The organism is Streptomyces sp. NBC_00669, from assembly GCF_036226785.1.
Lineage (GTDB): Bacteria > Actinomycetota > Actinomycetes > Streptomycetales > Streptomycetaceae > Actinacidiphila.
The window spans coordinates 8,309,080-8,326,980 of record NZ_CP109018.1 but is presented as its reverse complement, the minus strand read 5'-3'; the positions used below and the strand labels follow the sequence as shown (position 1 = coordinate 8,326,980).

Below are 17,901 nucleotides of genomic sequence, written 5' to 3'. Positions count from 1 at the left end.
GAGTCCCCCGCGCCGCCAACCCGCGGATCGGCCCCACCGGGCGGACGGCAGACCACACCACCTCGGGGAGGGACCGGCTCTAGCGCACTCCGCGGGGGCGGAACTGGACGCTGATCCGGCCGCCCACCGCGGAGCGCGTCTTGGGGATCGCGTGGTCCCACGTCCGCTGGCAGGACCCGCCCATGACGATGAGGTCACCGTGCCCGAGGGGCCGGCGAACCGTGGCGGGGCCGCCGCCGCGCGGGCGCAGCAGGAGTGGCCGGGGCTCGCCGAGGGAGAGGATCGCGACGAGCGTGTCCCGGGTGCTGCCCCGCCCCGTACGGTCGCCGTGCCAGGCGACGCTGTCCCGCCCGTCGCGGTAGTAGCACAGCCCGGCCGTGGTGAACGGCTCGCCGAGTTCCGCCGCGTAGTACGCGCCGAGGGCGTCACGGGCGCGTTCGAGCACGGGGTCGGGCAGCGGCTCGCCGGCACCGTAGTGGGCCAGCAGGCGGGGGACGGCCACCACGTTGTCGTACATGAGGCGCCGCTCGGCCCGCCAGGGCACCTCCGTGGCGAGGCGTTCGAACAGGTCGTCGGCGCCGGTGAGCCAGCCGGGGAGGGTGTCGATCCAGGCGCCGTCACCGAGGCGGGTGCGGTGGACCGCGGCGAGGTCGCCGAGGCCGGGCCCGCTGGTGTCGAAGAGGGACGCCTGCTGATGGTGCATACCACCAGGGTAACCGATATTCGTACAGTCATTCGAATGGCCAGGGTGCGGGAGCGCGTGGCGCCCGGTCGGCGCACGATAGGGGCATGCTCTTCGCCGAGGTCGCCCGGGTCTCCAGGGAGGTCGCGCGGACGTCCGCGCGGTCCCGCAAGACGGAGCTGCTCGCCGAGTTCTTCCGCGCCGCACAGCCCGAGGACGCCCCGATCGCCATCGCCTACCTGGCCGGGCGCCTGCCGCAGGGCCGGCTGGGCATCGGCTGGGCGGCCTTGCGCGACCGCGCGGAGCCGGCCGCCGAGCCGACGCTGACGGTGCGGGCGGTCGACGCGGCGCTGACCGACGTCGGCGAGGTGTCGGGGCAGGGCGCGCAGACCGGGCGGCGGGCGCTGCTCCAGGACCTGTTCGGCGCGGCGACCGCGCCGGAGCAGGAGTACCTGCTGGGGCTGCTCACCGGGGAGGTGCGGCAGGGCGCGCTGGACGCGGCGGCGATCGAGGGGCTGGCGGCGGCGACGGCCGCGCGGCCCACGGACGTACGGCGGGCGGTGATGCTCGCGGGGGCGCTGGAGCCGGTGGCGCAGGCGCTGCTGGACCGCGGTCCGCAGGCACTGGCCGGCTTCGCGTTGCAGGTGGGGCGGCCGCTGCTGCCGATGCTGGCCGGCGCGGCGAAGAGCGTCGAGGAGGCGCTGGTACGGCTCGGGCCGTGCGCGGTGGAGGAGAAGCTGGACGGCATCCGGGTCCAGGTGCACCGCGACGGCGACCGGGTGCAGGTCTTCACCCGCACCCTGGAGGACGTCACCGCGCGGCTCCCGGAGGTCGTGGCCGCCGCCCTCGCGCTGCCCGCCGAACGCTTCGTGCTCGACGGCGAGGTGCTGGCGCTGGACGCCGACGGGCGGCCCCGGCCGTTCCAGGAGACCGCGGGCCGGGTCGGCTCCCGGGTGGACGTGGCGACGGCCGCCGCCGCGCTGCCGGTGCACCCGGTCTTCTTCGACGTGCTGTCCGTCGAGGGCCGCGACCTGCTGGACCTGCCGTACGCGGAGCGGCACGCGTCGCTGGCCGCGCTGGTCCCGGCCGAGCGCCGGGTGCGGAACCTGCTCGTCGCCGACCCGGGTGACGAGCAGCAGGCGCGGGCCGCCGAGGAGTTCTTCGCGGCGACGCTGGCGCGCGGCCACGAGGGCGTCGTCATCAAGGCCGCGGGCAGTCCGTACGCGGCCGGGCGGCGCGGCGCGACCTGGCTGAAGGTCAAGCCGGTGCACACCCTGGACCTGGTGGTGCTCGCCGTCGAGTGGGGCCATGGCCGCCGCACCGGCAAGCTGTCCAACCTGCACCTGGGCGCGCGGGCCGACGACGGCTCCTTCGTGATGCTCGGCAAGACCTTCAAGGGCCTCACCGACGCCCTGCTGGACTGGCAGACCGAGCAGTTGCTGGCCCGCGCGGTCTCCGACGACGGCCACGTGGTGACCGTACGGCCCGAGCTCGTGGTGGAGATCGCCTACGACGGGGTGCAGACCTCGCCGCGCTACCCGGCGGGCCTGACGCTGCGCTTCGCCCGGGTGCTGCGCTACCGCGAGGACAAGACCCCCGACCAGGCCGACACGGTGGCCGCGGTCCGCGCCGCCCACACCGGTTAGCGTCCGTCGTTCGCGGTTGTGGGCGCGCCTGCCCGGGTACCCGAAGGCGACGCACCCGAGGAGAGGTGAACGGTCATGGCCCGCACCACTCGGCGCGCCACGGTGCGCGCACTGCTCGACCTCTACGGCCGCACGTACGCCGACGAGGCGGGCATCCGCCTCACCGACACCCCGCAGCCGCTGTACCGGCTGCTCGTGCTGGCCGGCCTGCTCAGCGCCCGTATCCGGGCTGGCGTCGCGGTGGCGGCGGCCAGGGAGCTGTCCGCGGCGGGCCTGCGCAGCCCGCGCGCGATGGCGGAGGCGACCTGGCAGCAGCGGGTCGACGCGCTCGGCCGCGGCGGCTACCGGCGCTACGACGAGCGGACCGCCACCCAGCTCGGCGACGGCGCGGAGCTGGTGCGGACGCGGTACGGCGGCGACCTGCGGAGGATGCGCGCCCGTGCGGGCGGTGACCTGGGCGAAGTGCGCCGCGAGCTGCGGGAGTTCCCGGGGCTCGGCCCGGCCGGCGTGGACATCTTCCTGCGCGAGGCGCAGGCCGTCTGGCCCGAATCGGCGCCTTACTTCGACGCCAAGACGCTCCAGGGGGCCGCACTCCTGGGCCTGCCCGACTCCCCCGCCCGCCTGGCGCGGCTCGCCGACGGCACCGACCCGTCCGTGCTGGCCGCGGCCCTGGTCCGCGTCGCGCTCGACAAGCACGCGGTGGCAGCCGTCAAGGAGGCGGCCGCCGGGCGCTGAGCGGCACCGCCGAACGAGCGGCACCGGATCACCCCGGCGGCGGGTCTGCCGGGTGCGGGCCGGCCGTTTCCAGGGCGACCGCTTCCGGGGCGGCCGTCTCCGGAGCGGCGGCGCGTTACCGGTTCTCCAGCCGCAGCCTCGCCTCCTGCTCCTGGTCGCCGGCGGCGGTGCCGACCACGCGGACCGAGAACGCCTCCGCGAGGCCCTCCCGGAGCCGGTCCACCGCGAGGTAGCCGCCCTGGGCGGTGATGGTGACGGGTTCGGAGAGCCGGCCGGGGTCGGCCAGACCGAGGGTGCGCGAGACGTCGAACGTGGCCGTCCACACCGTGGGATGGCCGCCCTCCGTGTCCACGGGTTTGTCGTCCTCGGCGCGGTCGGACGGGAAGCTCGCCTGGAGCGCGGCGAGGACGGCGACCGCGTCCTCCTTGACGCAGCTGTCCAGGACGACCGCGACCTGCGCTGACGGGTCAACGGGTTGTTCTTGCGCGGTACTCACGATGATTCCTCTCCGGTGGACCGGTGGACCGGCGGGCGGGCGGGCGGTCCGCGGGCGCGGCGGGCCATGGTCAGCGCATTTCCGCTGCGAGCCGGACAAAACCCTGTACTGGTCCGAACGGGCGAGGGCTTTCCGGGTGGTTCCGTCGCCCGCGGTCTGCGGCACAATCGGGGGATGCCGCGACGCACCGCCCGTACCTCCCGCACGCCCCGGGCCGACCGCCCCGCTCCCGCCGCCGCTCCTCCGCCGGCCGCCGCCTGCCCCTGCGGGCTGCCCGCTTCCTACGGCGAGTGCTGCGGCGCCCTGCACGCGAGGAAGGCGGCCGCGCCCACCGCCGAACGGCTGATGCGGTCGCGCTACGCCGCCTTCGCCGCAGGCGACGCCGCGTATCTGCTGCGCACCTGGGCCGCCGCCACCAGACCGCCGGAGCTGGACCTCGACCCGGAGGTGCGCTGGACCGGCCTGGACATCCTCGGCCACACCGGGGGCAGCGCCTTCCACGCCGAGGGCACCGTCGAGTTCCGCGCCCGCTACCGGCTGCGCGGGCAGGACGGCGAGCAGCGCGAGAACAGCCGCTTCGTCCGCGAGGGCGGGCTGTGGGTCTACGTGGAGGCCCTGGCGTGACAGAGGTGCCCGGGCTCGATCCGGTGGTACGCGCGGCCGTGGCGCGGCACGTGCTGGAGGTGCTGGCCGAGGCGTGCCCCGGCGGCCGGGCGGACCTGCGCGGGTCCCTCGCGGCGGGCACGGCCGACCCGTACAGCGACATCGACGCCGTCTGGACGGTGCCGGACGACCGGTTCGGCACCTGCGTGGACCGGGCCGGCGACCTGCTCGCCCGGGTGCGCCCGCTGATGTCGCTGCGCGGCGACCCGGACACCGCCGGCACCCCCGGGCGGCGGCTGCTCTTCGTGGCCTTCGAGGGGCTGCCGCCGTTCTGGCGGCTCGACCTGGACATCGCCGCGGAACCCGGTGCCGCGCCCTCCGACCCCACCGTGCGCCACCCCTGGCCGCCGGCCGCGAGCGCCCTCGCCAACGGGGTCGCCGCCGTCAAGGCACTGCACCGCGGCGACCCCGCCACCGCCCACGCCCTCCTCACCCGCGCCTACCCCCGCGTCGGGCTGCCCCCGCACCCCACCGGCCGCTTCCCCGACGACCTCGCCGCCCTGACCCGCGCGGCCCTCGCCCTGGACCCGACCGTCGGCGCCCAGGCCGCCGCCCTCACCGCGCTCCCGCTCCCCTGACCGCGTGACCGGCGCCCGCCCGCCGGTGCGTACCCGCGCAGCCCGTGATGGCCGCGACAGCCGCATGACGTGCGTGCGCGCGTTACGCGATCGGGTCGCGGGCGTCGTAGTGCAGGAAGCCGCGCTGGAAGAGCCCGATCACCGTGATCGCGACGATGCAGGCGATCCCGCCGCCGACCACCGCCGCGGTCGGGGAGAACAGGTCGGACGCGGAGCCGGCGAGGAAGTCGCCGAGCCGCGGGCCGCCCACCACGACGACCAGGAAGACGCCCTGGAGCCGCCCGCGCATGTCGTCGGGCGCGGCGGACTGGAGCATCGTGTTGCGGAAGACCATGGACACGGTGTCGGCGCAGCCGGCGACCGCGAGGAAGAACAGGCCGAGCAGGAGGTTGCGGGTGAGGCCGAAGACGGCGACGGCCGCGCCCCAGGAGCCGACCGCGACGAGCACCGCGAACCCCTGGCGGTGGACCCGGCCGAGCCAGCCCGAGAAGACGCTGCCGAGCAGCGCCCCGGTCGCGGGCGCGGCGGCGAGCAGCCCGACCGTACGGGTGTCGCCGCCGAACCAGAGCCCGGCGACCGCCGGGAACAGCACGCGGGGCTGCGCGAGCACCATGGCGGCGAGGTCGGAGACGAAGGTCGTCCGCAGGTTGGGCCGGGCGCCGAGGTAGCGCAGCCCCTCCAGGACCGACGGCCTGCGCCGTACGGCGGCCGGGTCGGCGCCGGGCTCCCCCGGCAGCATCGCCGGCAGCCGCCACATCGCGTACAGGGAGGCGGTGAAGGCCGCCACGTCGATCAGATAAGCCGCCTGGTAGCCCCAGAAGCCGACGAAGACGCCGCCGAGCATCGGCCCGGCCATCTGCCCGACCCCGCCGGCGAGGGAGGCGAGCGCGTTGGCGGCGGGCAGCCGCTCGGGCGGCAGCAGCCGGGGGATCATGGACGAGCGGGCGGGCGAGTTCATCGCGAAGCACACCGCCTGGAGGGCGACGATCGCGTAGAGCGGCCAGACCTTGTGCACGTGGGCGATGGCCACGACGGCGAGCGCGGCCGACAGCACCGTCGCGCCGCTCGCGGTGACCAGCCCGAGCCGGCGCCGGTCGACCGCGTCGGCGACCGCACCGCCGTAGAGGCCGAAGACGATCAGCGGGACCAGGGAGCACAGGCCGACCAGGCCCACGTAGAAGCTGGAGCCGGTGATCGCGTAGACCTGGAGTGCCACGGCCATCGCGGTCATCTGCTGGCCTATGTAGGACACGGCGTTGCCGAACCACAGGCGCCGGAAGTCGGCGTGCTCGCGCAGCGGGGAGATGTCGGCGAGCAGCCGGGAGCGGCGCGGGGCGGGGATCGCGGCCGGCGCCGCGACGGTCGAGGCGGCGGCCGGGGCGCCCGCGGCGGTGCCGGAACCGGCCGGCGTACCGGACGGCTCGACCGCGTCGCGGTGGTCTTCTTCACTGTTGAGCACGCGAAACCGTAGCAACCGGGGCCGCCGCGCGAAGCGGCGGGGCGCACGGCGGCGCAGGTGGGCGCACGGGTGACACATCCACCCGGGTGGCCGACGCGGACCGAAACCGGCTGGTGGCTCAGCGTGCGTCGGCATACGCTGACCGGGACGAGCAAGCCGTCGGGGAAGTACCTGGCCCCGCGGCCCAGTCCCGGAACCAGTCGCCGACTCGGCCACGCTTTCCGGCACCGGCATCAGGCGCCACCGCGTCCGCACCGCCCGAAAGAGAAGGACCTCCCACCGGGCGCCGTGACGCGAGGAACCGACCGCGTTCGGCCGTCCCGGACCACGCGACGCTAAGGAGTGCGCGGTGTCAGCAGACAAGCCCATCCGCAAGGACAACACGGCCGAACGCGGCGGGGACGTCACGTCCCTGCTCGACGAGGAGCGCCCGCTGGACGCATGGTCCCGCTGCGCGCCGATCCGGCTCGCCGGATACGAGGACGACCCCAGCGAGACGCACATCCTGCGCAGCATCGACTGACGGTGCCACCCGGCTGACGGCGCCTCGTACGGGGCGCCGTTCGGCACGCGGGCGCGACCCGCGCCGGCAACCGCCCGCCGCCCGGACGACCTCCGGGGGCGGGCCGGGGCGCCGCCGTCCACGGCTGACGGGATGTCAGCGGCCGTTCACCCCAGGTACATCGCGACCCCCGGCCGACCCACGGGTATCCGACCCACGACACCGATGTGACATGTGTCATGCACGGATAGACGTAAATTCCGTGTGTATTTCGCATGCATGGACCCCGACCGGGCAAACGGCCCTCGTGTGCGCCGATTTCGCCGACCACTCGAGGAGCAGACCTATGCTGATGGCCCACCCGACCGTCCTGCGCAACCTGGTGGAGCGTTACGAGACGCTTCGCGCCGTCGTCGACGAGGGGCACGCGGACGGGTCGGACCGTGCGGAGGGCGTCGACCCCCTGGTACGGCAGCAGTTGCAGGACACCATGTACACGTTGTGCGTGTCGACCGGCACCCGGGAGATCGGGGCGGCGCTCGCGGCCGCGCGCCGGCACATCGACACCATCGCGGCCGGGGCGCTGGACGCGGACCCGGCTCGCGACGTCAGCGCGGCCTGAGCACCACCAGGCCGCGCCCCTGATCCGGTGACCCGCTGAACGCCGGCCACGGATCTCCCCCATCGCAGCACCGCAGCACCGCAGCACCGCAGCACCGTACAAGCGAAGAACGAAGGCTGAAGCACCGACCGGACGACGGCGTACCGGACAGCGACCCCGCGGGTGCGGGTCGCGGTCGTCCACGCGGCCCGCCGCCCGCGCATCATGGTCACCATGATCCCGCAGCACCGACCGGCCTCCGCCGCGCCTTCCGCCGAATCCGCTGAACCTGCCGAACCTGCCGAACCTGCCGAACCCATCGTCTCCGCCGCCTCCACCTGCTCGGCCGCACCCGGGGTCGTGCCGGGCAAGTACGCCCGCGTGGAGCGGGAGCGCCGCTTCCTGTTCGCGGCGCCGCCGGGTGCCGGGCACGGACCCGTACACCGGATCACCGACCGCTATCTGCTCGGCACCAGGATGCGGCTGCGCCGCGTGGAGACGCTGTCCGCCCGGGCCGCCGCCACCGGTGCCGGGAATGACCGACCGGGGCTTTCCGCCCCGCAGTTGAAGCTCACCCAGAAGATCCCGGCGGACTCCCCCGGGCCCGTACAGGGGTTGCTCACCAACACGTATCTCTCCGCCGCGGAATACGAGGTGTTCGCGGTGCTGCCCGCGCGCGTGCTGCGCAAGTCCCGCCACAGCGTTCCGCCGCTGGGAATCGACGTGTTCGAGCCGCCGCTGCACGGACTGGTGCTGGCCGAGGCGGAGTTCGCGGACGACGCCGAGATGCACGCCTTCGAGGTGCCGCGAGGCGCGGTCGCCGAGGTGACCTGCGACCCTCGGTTCACCGGCGGCAGCCTGGCCGCGGCCGGCCGGGGCGAACTGCTGGCGTGGCTGGCCGAGTACGGCGTCACCCCGGAGACGGCGGGCAACGGAAATTCATAGTTTCGTTCCATTCTCCCGGGGCATTCGCCCTCGAACCCCGCGGCTCACCAGGCATTTCCCGGTTCCGTCCGGAGGTCCCGCCCCTATCGGCAGGGCGGGACCACGGCCAGCGCACGGTCACCCGTTGGGATGAATCGGCGTGCGGACATGCCCCGTTTGGCCGTGTCGCGCGTTGTCCTCGGTGCGGGCATACGGCTCGTGATGTTTTCCCGGAAGGCAGTGAGCGTATGAACAAGGTCGCCCGAAAGGGACTGGTCACCGCGATGGTCGCGGGCGGTGTGCTCGCGTCCGCCGGGTACGCACAGGCGGACGCGACGGCCGGCGGCGAGACCGCGGGCTCGCCGGGCGTCCTGTCGGGCAACTCCGTCCAGGTCCCGGTGCACGTCCCGGTGAACGTCTGCGGCAACACCGTCGACGTGGTCGGCCTGCTCAACCCGTCGATGGGCAACACCTGCGCGAACACCTCGGCCGGGTCGTCGGCGGCCGGCTCGTCCGCGTCGTCCGCTGCCAAGTCGTCGGCCTCGTCGGCCTCGTCGACCTCGTCGACCAGCGCCCGCCCCGCCAAGCACGCCGGCCCGGCCGCCGACGAGTCCGGGGCCGGCTCCGCCGGCTCCCGTTCCTCCGGCGGCGCCCACGCGGCGGGCCGCACCACCGGCTCCCCCGGAGTACTGTCCGGCAACTCCCTCCAGCTGCCGATCGACCTCCCGATCAACGTCTCCGGCAACTCGGTGAACGTGGTGGGGGTCGGCAACCCCGCCTTCGGCAACACCGCGGTCAACAGCACCCCGCCCCCGCCGCCGGCCCACCAGCCGATCCCCGCGCCGCCGAACGACACGGTGGACACCGCCTACTCCGCGGCCCACCCGTCCCTCGCGCACACCGGTGCCGACGGCCTGGGCTGGACCGCCGGCACGAGCGCGGCGCTGCTGCTCGGCGGCGTGGTGCTCTACCGCAAGGCGCGCCCGGCGGCCCGAACCGCCGCCGCGGCGCAGGCGGTCGGGTCCGCCCGGCGCTGACCGCCGCCGGCCGGCGGCGCCCCCTCCTCGTCCGCCGGCCGGCCCCCACAGCACCCCAGCGACACCCCGCACAGCCCCCACTCCCGGCCCGCCGTACGCCTTCCGCACGGCCGGCCGAATCCGTCAACTCGATTACCCGCGCCCGTGACCAGGAAAGACGCCGCTCGGCCGGGCGCGGCGGAGCGCTCCAACCCCTAGGGTGTATGCGCGCACATACACGCACGCAGGCTTCAGCGCCGAAGCCCGTCCGTGCCGTGCCCCACCCTTACCGCATCACCGCGAAGACGTGATTCGAGGAGCCCCGCAATGGCGTTGCCGCAAGGCACGCTCAGCCACCGCTACCGTGGCGAGCACCCTCTCCGTACTCTCCTCTACCTCTTCCACCCCGACCGGCGCCGCGTCGGCGTCGCCGTCGCCGCGTTCCTCGCCAAGCACGCCCCCGTGTGGCTGCTGCCGCTCATCACCGCCAACGTCGTGGACGTCGTGGTGCAGCACAAGCCGATCTCCATCCTGTGGTGGAACTCCGCGGTGCTGCTGGTGATCCTCGTCCTCAACCTGCCCCTGCACCTGACGTACGTGCGCAACATGCAGGGCTCGATCCGGCGCACCGGCACCCGGCTGCGCACCGCGCTGTGCCACCGGATGCAGCAGCTGTCGATCGGCTACCACGCCAGGGTGAGCGCGGGTGTGCTCCAGGCCAAGGTGATCAGGGACGTCGAGACCATCGAGACCGCCGCCCAGCAGACCGCGGACAACGGCCTGGCGGCGATCGCCACCCTCTCCGGCGGACTGGTGGTCATCGGCATCCAGGCGCCCGCGTTCCTGCCGGTCTACCTGATCGTGGTGCCCGCCTCGGCCGTGCTGGTGGTCAAGTTGCGCCGCCGGCTGAAGGACCGCAACGAGATGTTCCGGCAGCAGGTCGAGCAGCTCTCCTCCCGGGTCAGCGAGATGACCACGCTGATCCCGATCACCCGGGCGCACGGCCTGGAGGACACCGCGCTGCACCGGATGGACCGCACCCTGGGCGAGGTGCTGCACGCCGGGCTGCGACTCGACCGGCTCAACGGCTGGTTCGGCTCGATCGCCTGGATTCTGCTCAACGCGATCGGCGTCGCCTGCCTGTCCGGCTCCGCGCTGGTGGCCTACTACGGCTGGCTGAACGTCACTCCGGGCACCGTGGTGATGCTCTCGGCGTACTTCTCCAGCCTCACCGCGTCCGTGACCACCCTGCTGACGCTCGCCCCGCAGATCGGCAAGGGCCTGGAGTCGGTGCGCTCGATCGGCGAGGTGCTCCAGGCGCCCGACCTGGAGCAGAACGACGGCAAGGCCGAAGTCAGCGGTGTGGTGGGCCGGTTCGAGTTCCGCGCGGTGGAACTGACCTACCCCGAGACCGACCGCCCGTCGCTGGCCGGCTTCGACCTCGACGTACGGCCCGGCGAGACGATCGCGCTGGTCGGCGGCTCCGGCGCCGGCAAGTCCACGGTGCTGAACCTGGTGATCGGCTTCCTGCGCCCGACCAGCGGCCGCATCCTGCTGGACGGCGTCGACATGGAGTCGCTCGACCTGCGCGACTACCGCAGCTTCCTGTCGGTGGTGCCGCAGGACTCGATCCTCTTCGAGGGCAGCGTGCGGGAGAACGTCACCTACGGCATGGCCGAGGTGTCCGAGGACAAGGTGCGGGCCGCGCTGCGGGACGCCAACGCGATGGAGTTCATCGACCGGATGCCGCACGGCCTGGACACGGTGGTCGGCGAGCGCGGCGCCCGGCTGTCCGGCGGGCAGAAGCAGCGGCTGGCCATCGCGCGCGCCCTGATCCGCGACCCGCGGGTGCTGGTGCTCGACGAGGCGACGTCCGCGCTGGACTCCCGCTCGGAGTCGCTGGTGCAGCAGGCGCTCGGCCGGCTGGTCAAGGGCCGTACGGTCTTCGTCGTCGCGCACCGGCTGTCCACGATCAGGAACGCCGACCGGATCGTGGTGATGGACGAGGGCCGGATCGTGGAGGTCGGCTCGCACGCCGAACTGCTGCGGCGCGGCGGCGCGTACGCGGGTCTCCAGGCGGCCCAGCTGGCGTGAGCCGCGGGGCGGCCCGAGCGCGTGCGCCCGGGCCGCCCCGTCCCACGGCCGCCGACCGCCGGCCGTCCTCAGCCGTCAGCCCTCAGCCCTCGGTCAGCCGCCGAGCACCCCCGAGACCATCGCCTTGGCCTCGTCCTGCACCCGGGCCAGGTGCTCCGGGCCCTGGAACGACTCGGCGTAGACCTTGTAGACGTCCTCGGTGCCCGACGGGCGCGCGGCGAACCAGGCGCTGTCGGTGCAGACCTTGATGCCGCCGAGCGGGGCGCCGTTGCCGGGCGCCTCGGTGAGCACGGCGGTGACCGGCTCGCCGGCCAGTTCGCGGGCGGGCACCTGGTCGGGCGAGAGCTTGGCCAGCACGGCCTTCTGCGCGCGGTCGGCGGGCGCGTCGATCCGGGCGTAGGCGGGCGTGCCGAACTTCGCGGTGAGGTCCGCGTAGTGCTCCGAGGGGCTGCGGCCGGTGACCGCGGTGATCTCGGCGGCGAGCAGCGCCAGCAGGATGCCGTCCTTGTCGGTGGTCCACACGCTGCCGTCGCGGCGCAGGAACGACGCGCCCGCGGACTCCTCGCCGCCGAAGGCGAGGGTGCCGCCGAGCAGCCCGTCCACGAACCACTTGAAGCCGACCGGGACTTCGGTGAGGGTGCGGCCCAGACCGGCCACCACCTTGTCGATCATCGACGAGGAGACCAGGGTCTTGCCGATCGCCAGGTCCTCGCCCCACTGCTCGCGGTGCCCGGCGAGGTAGTCGATCGCCACCGCCAGGTAGTGGTTGGGGTTCATCAGGCCGCCGTCGGGGGTGACGATGCCGTGCCGGTCGGCGTCCGCGTCGTTGCCGGTGGCGACGTCGTACTCGTCCTTGCGCGCGATCAGCGACGCCATCGCATACGGCGAGGAGCAGTCCATCCGGATCTTGCCGTCCCAGTCGAGCGTCATGAACCGCCAGGTCGGGTCGGCGTACGGGTTGACCACGGTGAGGTCCAAGCCGTGGCGTTCGGCGATCTCGCCCCAGTAGCCGACCGAGGCGCCGCCGAGCGGGTCGGCGCCGATCCGCACGCCCGCGCGGCGGACCGCCTCCAGGTCGAGGACGTGCGGCAGGTCGTCGACGTACCCGCCGCGGAAGTCGTGGCGGCCGGTGGTGTCGGCGGCCAGCGCCCGGGCGTAGGGGATGCGGCGTACCTCCCGCAGGCCGTCCGCGATCAGCGCGTTGGCGCGGTCCTGAATCCAGCCGGTCGCGTCGGAGCCGGCCGGGCCGCCGGTCGGCGGGTTGTACTTGAAGCCGCCGTCGCGCGGCGGGTTGTGCGAGGGGGTGACGACGACACCGTCCGCGAGACCGGTGGTACGCCCCCGGTTGTACGTCAGGATGGCGTGCGAGACGGCCGGGGTCGGGGTGAAGCCGTCGGCGGCGTCGATCAGGACGGTCACGTCGTTCGCGGCGAACACCTCCAGCGCGGTGACCCGCGCGGGCTCGGACAGCGCGTGCGTGTCCGCGCCGAGGAACAGCGGGCCGTCGGTGCCCTGCGCGGCGCGGTACTCGCAGATGGCCTGGCTGGTGGCGGCGATGTGGTCCTCGTTGAACGCCGTGTCCAGCGCCGAGCCGCGGTGCCCGGAGGTGCCGAACGCCACCCGCTGCCCGGGCTCGCCCGGGTCGGGGTGCAGGGCGTAGTACGCGGTGACCAGCCGGGGTACGTCGACCAGGTCCTCCGGCCGGGCGGGTGTTCCGGCACGCTCGTGCGGCATCCTGCACTCCTTCTCGCTGCTGGCTGTCGTGGTGGGTGGCCTGCCCTGCCCGCCTATTCTCACGCGGCCGCCCCGCCGTGCCGACACGGCCTCGCCGCAAGGTCCGCATCTGCGCCGCGGCCCTAGGATGGTGACGCTTCGGCAGGTGTGGGCACCCGGCGTGGGCGCACCCGGCGCGCGGGAGAGGCGGAGGCGATGGCCACGGCAGAGCTGCCGGCATCGGACGGGGTGCGGATGGCGTCCCGCACCGGGCGGTGGGTGCTGGCCTGTTCGGTGCTCGGCTCGGGCATGGCGATGCTGGACGGCACCATCGTCAACATCGCGCTGCCGAGGATCGGCGAGGACCTGGGCGCGTCGCTGGCCACCCTGCAGTGGACGGTCAACGGCTACCTGCTGACGCTGGCCGGGCTGATCCTGCTCGGCGGCGGGCTCGGCGACCGGTACGGGCGGCGGCGGGTGTTCACGATCGGCGTGGTGTGGTTCGCGCTGGCGTCCGCGCTGTGCGGGATCGCGCAGGACAGCGCCATGCTGATCGCCTCCCGGGCCCTGCAGGGGGTGGGCGGCGCGCTGCTGACGCCCGGTTCGCTGGCGCTGGTGCAGTCCACGTTCCGGCCGGAGGACCGGGCGAAGGCGGTCGGCGCGTGGTCGGGCCTGGGCGGCGTGGCGGGCGCGGTCGGCCCGTTCCTGGGCGGCTGGCTGGTGGACGGGCCGGGCTGGCGGTGGATCTTCTTCATCAACGTGCCGCTGGGCGCGGTGGTCGTGGCGATCGCGGCGCGGCACGTGCCGGAGAGCCGCGACCGCACCGCCTCCGGGTCCTTCGACATCGCCGGGGCGGCACTGGCCGCGCTGTGCCTGGCCGGGATCACCTACGCGCTGATCACCGCGTCGAGCCATCCCTCGCCGCTGAAGGTGGGGCTGCCGGTGCTCGCCGGGGTGCTGTGCGGGGTGGCGTTCCTGCGCACCGAACGGGTCAGGGAGCATCCGATGCTGCCGCTGAACGTCTTCTCCTCCCGGCTGTTCACCGCGATGAACCTGGTGACGCTGTGTCTGTACGCGGCGATCGGCGGGGTGTTCTTCCTGCTGCCGGTGCAGTTGCAGATCGCCGCCGGGTACAGCGCGCTGCGCGCGGGCCTGGCGACGCTGCCGGTCACCGTGCTGATGCTGCTGCTCTCCGCGCCCGCGGGCGCGCTCGCCCAGCGGATCGGGCCGCGCCGGCCGCTCACGGTGGGGCCGCTGCTCGCCGCCGCGGGCATGCTGCTGCTCACCCGGATCTCGCCGGGCTCCTCCTCCTACCTGGTGGACGTGCTTCCCGCGGTGGTGGTGCAGGGGCTCGGCATGAGCCTGTTCGTGGCGCCGCTGACCGCCACCGTCCTCGCGTCGGTCGAGGTCGACCACGCCGGCGTGGCCAGCGGCGTCAACAACGCGGCGGCCCGGGTCGCGCAGCTCCTCATCGTCGCCGCCCTGCCGCTGGCCATCGGGCTGTCCAACAAGGCGTACACCTCGCCGCACGCCGTCAACGACGCCTTCGGCAAGGCGATGGTGATCTGTGCGGGCCTGTGCGCGGCCGGCGCCGCGCTCGCCGCCTTCCTCGTGCCCTCCGGGACGGCGCTCTCGGAGGGTGAGGCCGACTCCGCGGAGCCGCAGTGCGCTGCCAACTGCGGGTTCTCGGCGCCTCCCTTGGAGCCGGGTAGTTCCCGGGTGCTCTGAGCCCTGGGTTGCCCCGTCCTGCCGGTTCAGGGACCTTGCGGTCCGCCGTGGCTGGTCCCTGGCGGCGCTCAGCCGGGCAGATCGTCGGGTGGGGCCACTTCCGTGAGGAGCAGCTCCAGGACGGGAAGTGCCGCGCTGAGCGTCTCCCGCTGCTCCGGTGTCAGCCGGCCCATGCGGCGGGCGAGGAGTTCGGACCGTTCGCGCCGGATACGGTCGAGCAGGGCGCGGCCCTCTCCGTGGATGCTGACCAGCCAGGACCGCCCGTCACTGGGGTCGGGCTCCTTCCCGATCAGCCCGGCCTCGGCCAGCGGCCGCACCGTACGCGTGAGGGTCGGCGCGGCGACCTGCTCGCGCGCGGCGAGCTCGCCGAGCCGGATCGGCCCGAACTGCTCGATCCTGGCGAGTGCCGAGAGCTGCGCGTAGGTCAGGTTGAGGTCGTCCGCCGACGCCTGCGCGAGCTGGCGGTACAGGCGGGCGACGATCAGTGCGACGGCGGCCGGTGAGGCGCCCCCGCGCCCGTCGTGCTCGGTCATGGCGGGGGCGCCTCCTTCGGCCGTACGGTGTCAGCCCTGCTTCTCGGTGACCTTGCGGGAGCGGATCAGGGACGCACCCGCCGCCACCAAGGACATCACGATCGCCAGGGCGAACACCACGACCAGGCCGTCGTGGAAGGGCCCGGAGATCAGGTGCGGGAAGAACTCCCGTCCGGTGAGCGTGTGTGCGTGCTGCTTGGACAGCTTGCCGAGCAGGTCGGGGCCGAGCAGTTGCTGGATCGGGTTGTACCCGAGGAACGCGGCGAACAGGGTGCCGACCGGGGGCAGGTTCGCCACCTGGTGGGCGTTGGCCGCCGGCACACCCTGGGCGGTCAGCCCGGTGCTGAGGGTGTTCGGCAGCGAGCGGGCCAGCCCGGCCACCATGAGCGAGAAGAACACGCCGATGGACAGCACCATGCCGGCGTTCTGGAAGGTCGCCCGCATGCCGGAGGCCGCGCCGCGGGACTCCGCGGGCACGCTCGCCATGATGATCGAGGTGTTGGGCGCGGCGAACAGGCCGCCGCCGAGGCCGTTGAGGAACACCACGAGCGCGAAGACCCAGTAGCTGAAGTTCGTCGGGATGAGCAGCAGCCCGGCGAACGAGCCGGCCATCACCACGAAGCCCGCGGAGGCGAACAGCCGGGCACCGTACCGGTCGGAGAGCGCCCCCGCGACGGGGCCGGCGGCCAGGAAGCCGACGGTCAGCGGCAGCAGGTAGATGCCCGCCCACAGCGGGGTGTCGGCGTAGTTGTAGCCGTGCAGCGGCAGCCAGATGCCCTGAAGCCAGATGATCAGCATGAACTGCAGGCCGCCGCGGGCGATGGAGCCGAGCAGGGTGGCCGCGTTGCCGCCGGCGAAGGCGGCGTTGCGGAAGAGTTCGAGCGGGAACATCGGTTCGGCGACGCGCGACTCGATCAGGCAGAACACGATGATCAGCGCGACGCCGCCGATCAGCCCGGCCAGCACCCACGGGTTGGTCCAGCCCATGGTGTGGCCGCCGTAGGGCTGGATGCCGTAGGTGATGCCGGCGAGCAGCGCGGTCAGGCCGACGGCGAAGGTGATGTTGCCCCACCAGTCCATCTTCGCGGGGCGGCGGATGCCGGTGTCGTGCAGGGAGCGGTAGGCCCACACGGTGCCGATCAGGCCGATCGGGACGTTCACCCAGAAGATGGAGCGCCAGTTCCACTCGGCGAGCAGGCCGCCGAGCACCAGGCCGATGAAGGAGCCGGCGATGCCGGCCACCATGTTCACGCCGAGCGCCATGCCGCGCTGCCGGGCCGGGAAGGCGTCGGTGATGATCGCCGCCGAGTTGGCCATCAGCATGGAGCCGCCGACCGCCTGGGCGACGCGCCAGCCGATCAGCCACAGGGCGCCGCCGCCGCCGTGCATCGGGTCGACGGACAGGATCACCGAGGTGATGGTGAAGATCAGGAAGCCCGCGTTGTAGATCTTCACCCGGCCGAGGATGTCGCCGAGCCGGCCGAGGGTGACCACCAGGACCGCGGTGACGAGCATGTAGCCCATCAGCATCCACAGCAGGTAGCTGACGTTGCCGGGCTGGAGGGGGTCGAGGTGGATGCCGTTGAAGATGGCGGGCAGTGAGATGAGCACGATCGAGGCGTTGATCGTGGCGATGAGCATGCCGAGGGTCGTGTTGGACAGGGCCACCCACTTGTAGTGCGGATGGTCGGCGGCGATACGCGGGGGACGCCGTCGTATTCGTGTCGTCGAGTCTTCTTCGGTCGCCATGCGGCGGTCACACCCCAGCCGGAGAGCAGTTAGTTAACTTAGGTTAAGTAACTCTAGCACCGGAGGTGCCTGCCTTGCAGGGCGGTTCGAGGGCGTCGCGGGGGTGCGGGGAGCGCGCGTTCGACAGGCGCGCTCCCCTGGATTCCCGGGCTCTACGGCGGGGTTGAGGTCAGCGGCGGCGCAGCAGGATGCCCCGGATGTAGGCGGCCTGGCCGGCGTGCTGGAGGTCGTCGCCGATCACGCTGATCAGGCGGACCCCGAGGGTGACGGGCGGGTCCCAGCGCTCGTCGACGACCTGGTCGAGGTCGTCGTCGGTCAGGCCGCCGAGGTAGTCGAGGGTGGCCGCGTGCACGGCGTCGTAGTAGCCGGTGAGCAGGGCCGGGTCGGCGACCTCGACCTGCCCGGACTGCGCGGCGCTGTGGCCGTAGCCGATCGCGCCGGCGGGGAAGGGCAGGTCGAAGCGCTTGTCCCAACCGTCGGCGGTCCAGACCTGTTCGCGGCCGGCCACGTCGGCGACGTGGTCGTCCTGGACCCGGGCGAGGTGCCAGACCAGCCAGCCGATCGAGTTGGCCTCGTCGTCGAGCCGTACGGCCACCTCCTCGGCGGTCAGACCGTCGACGGCGGAGTGCACGACCTCCTGGATACGGCCGTAGGCGTCGGCGAGGACTTCAGCGGTGTTCATCGAGTGCTCCAGCGGCTTGTCGGAGGTGCTTGCCCCCAGGGAACTTCCAGCAGCCCTCGCATTCTTCCCGCCGACCTCGCCGCCGGCGCGCACCCGCCAC

Annotated in this window: 17 protein-coding genes; 10 read left to right on the top strand and 7 right to left on the bottom strand. The window is 73.6% G+C overall.

What is annotated here, in order from left to right:
* Positions 1-79: 79 nt before the first annotated feature.
* Entirely contained in the window at positions 80-703 is a 624-nt protein-coding gene (locus OG896_RS35120; protein ID WP_329371864.1) for an alpha-ketoglutarate-dependent dioxygenase AlkB, read from the bottom strand.
* Between the two features lie 86 nt (positions 704-789).
* Between OG896_RS35120 and OG896_RS35115 the strand changes: the two genes are divergently transcribed.
* A complete protein-coding gene (locus OG896_RS35115) occupies positions 790-2,328 on the top strand; it encodes an ATP-dependent DNA ligase (RefSeq protein ID WP_329371862.1) in 1,539 nt (512 codons plus the stop codon).
* A gap of 75 nt (positions 2,329-2,403) precedes the next feature.
* A complete protein-coding gene (locus OG896_RS35110; RefSeq protein WP_329371861.1) occupies positions 2,404-3,063 on the top strand; it encodes an endonuclease in 660 nt (219 codons plus the stop codon).
* A gap of 115 nt (positions 3,064-3,178) precedes the next feature.
* Here the strand turns inward: OG896_RS35110 and OG896_RS35105 are convergent, their stop codons facing one another.
* A complete protein-coding gene (locus OG896_RS35105; protein WP_402448022.1) occupies positions 3,179-3,559 on the bottom strand; it encodes a hypothetical protein in 381 nt (126 codons plus the stop codon).
* A 174-nt stretch (positions 3,560-3,733) separates the two neighbouring features.
* Between OG896_RS35105 and OG896_RS35100 the strand changes: the two genes are divergently transcribed.
* Positions 3,734-4,183, top strand: a complete 450-nt coding sequence (locus tag OG896_RS35100; RefSeq protein ID WP_329371859.1) for a YchJ family protein — start codon at positions 3,734-3,736, stop codon at positions 4,181-4,183.
* The gene (locus OG896_RS35095) at positions 4,180-4,800 is read left to right on the top strand and encodes a hypothetical protein (RefSeq protein ID WP_329371857.1); all 621 of its coding nucleotides are present in this window, start codon (positions 4,180-4,182) and stop codon (positions 4,798-4,800) included. The genes OG896_RS35100 and OG896_RS35095 overlap by 4 nt, the downstream gene beginning before the upstream one ends.
* Positions 4,801-4,882: 82 nt before the next feature.
* On the opposite strand, the gene OG896_RS35090 is transcribed toward OG896_RS35095, so the two are convergent.
* A complete protein-coding gene (locus OG896_RS35090; protein WP_329374466.1) occupies positions 4,883-6,142 on the bottom strand; it encodes an MFS transporter in 1,260 nt (419 codons plus the stop codon).
* Between the two features lie 466 nt (positions 6,143-6,608).
* On the opposite strand from OG896_RS35090, the gene OG896_RS35085 reads away from it, so the two are divergent.
* From OG896_RS35085 to OG896_RS35065, 5 genes are all read left to right on the top strand, one after another.
* Entirely contained in the window at positions 6,609-6,782 is a 174-nt protein-coding gene (locus OG896_RS35085; protein WP_328474890.1) for a hypothetical protein, read from the top strand.
* A 325-nt stretch (positions 6,783-7,107) separates the two neighbouring features.
* Positions 7,108-7,383, top strand: coding sequence for a DUF5133 domain-containing protein (locus OG896_RS35080; RefSeq protein WP_329371855.1), 276 nt, complete (start codon positions 7,108-7,110; stop codon positions 7,381-7,383).
* Between the two features lie 213 nt (positions 7,384-7,596).
* Positions 7,597-8,307 (top strand): hypothetical protein, encoded by a 711-nt coding sequence (locus OG896_RS35075; RefSeq protein ID WP_329371853.1) that lies wholly within the window; start codon positions 7,597-7,599, stop codon positions 8,305-8,307.
* A gap of 227 nt (positions 8,308-8,534) precedes the next feature.
* Entirely contained in the window at positions 8,535-9,323 is a 789-nt protein-coding gene (locus tag OG896_RS35070) for a chaplin (RefSeq protein WP_329371851.1), read from the top strand.
* A 306-nt stretch (positions 9,324-9,629) separates the two neighbouring features.
* Complete coding sequence (locus OG896_RS35065; RefSeq protein ID WP_329371849.1) at positions 9,630-11,396, top strand: ABC transporter ATP-binding protein; 1,767 nt, start codon at positions 9,630-9,632, stop codon at positions 11,394-11,396.
* A 93-nt stretch (positions 11,397-11,489) separates the two neighbouring features.
* Here the strand turns inward: OG896_RS35065 and pgm are convergent, their stop codons facing one another.
* The gene (pgm, locus tag OG896_RS35060) at positions 11,490-13,130 is read right to left on the bottom strand and encodes a phosphoglucomutase (alpha-D-glucose-1,6-bisphosphate-dependent) (RefSeq protein ID WP_329371847.1); all 1,641 of its coding nucleotides are present in this window, start codon (positions 13,128-13,130) and stop codon (positions 11,490-11,492) included.
* A 195-nt stretch (positions 13,131-13,325) separates the two neighbouring features.
* On the opposite strand from pgm, the gene OG896_RS35055 reads away from it, so the two are divergent.
* On the top strand, positions 13,326-14,837 hold the full coding sequence (locus tag OG896_RS35055) for a DHA2 family efflux MFS transporter permease subunit (RefSeq protein ID WP_329371845.1): 1,512 nt from the start codon (positions 13,326-13,328) through the stop codon (positions 14,835-14,837).
* Between the two features lie 68 nt (positions 14,838-14,905).
* Here OG896_RS35055 and OG896_RS35050 read toward each other — a convergent pair whose 3' ends face one another.
* The 3 genes from OG896_RS35050 to OG896_RS35040 all read right to left on the bottom strand — a co-directional run bounded on the left by OG896_RS35050 (position 14,906) and on the right by OG896_RS35040 (position 17,801).
* Positions 14,906-15,370: a MarR family winged helix-turn-helix transcriptional regulator gene (locus OG896_RS35050; RefSeq protein ID WP_329371843.1), complete on the bottom strand. Its 465-nt coding sequence runs from the start codon at positions 15,368-15,370 to the stop codon at positions 14,906-14,908.
* A 30-nt stretch (positions 15,371-15,400) separates the two neighbouring features.
* On the bottom strand, positions 15,401-17,119 hold the full coding sequence (locus OG896_RS35045; RefSeq protein ID WP_402448010.1) for an MFS transporter: 1,719 nt from the start codon (positions 17,117-17,119) through the stop codon (positions 15,401-15,403).
* Positions 17,120-17,288: 169 nt separating this feature from the next.
* Positions 17,289-17,801 carry a mycothiol transferase gene (locus OG896_RS35040; RefSeq protein ID WP_329371842.1) on the bottom strand — a complete coding sequence of 171 codons (513 nt, stop codon included), beginning with the start codon at positions 17,799-17,801 and terminating at the stop codon, positions 17,289-17,291.
* Positions 17,802-17,901: the final 100 nt, after the last annotated feature.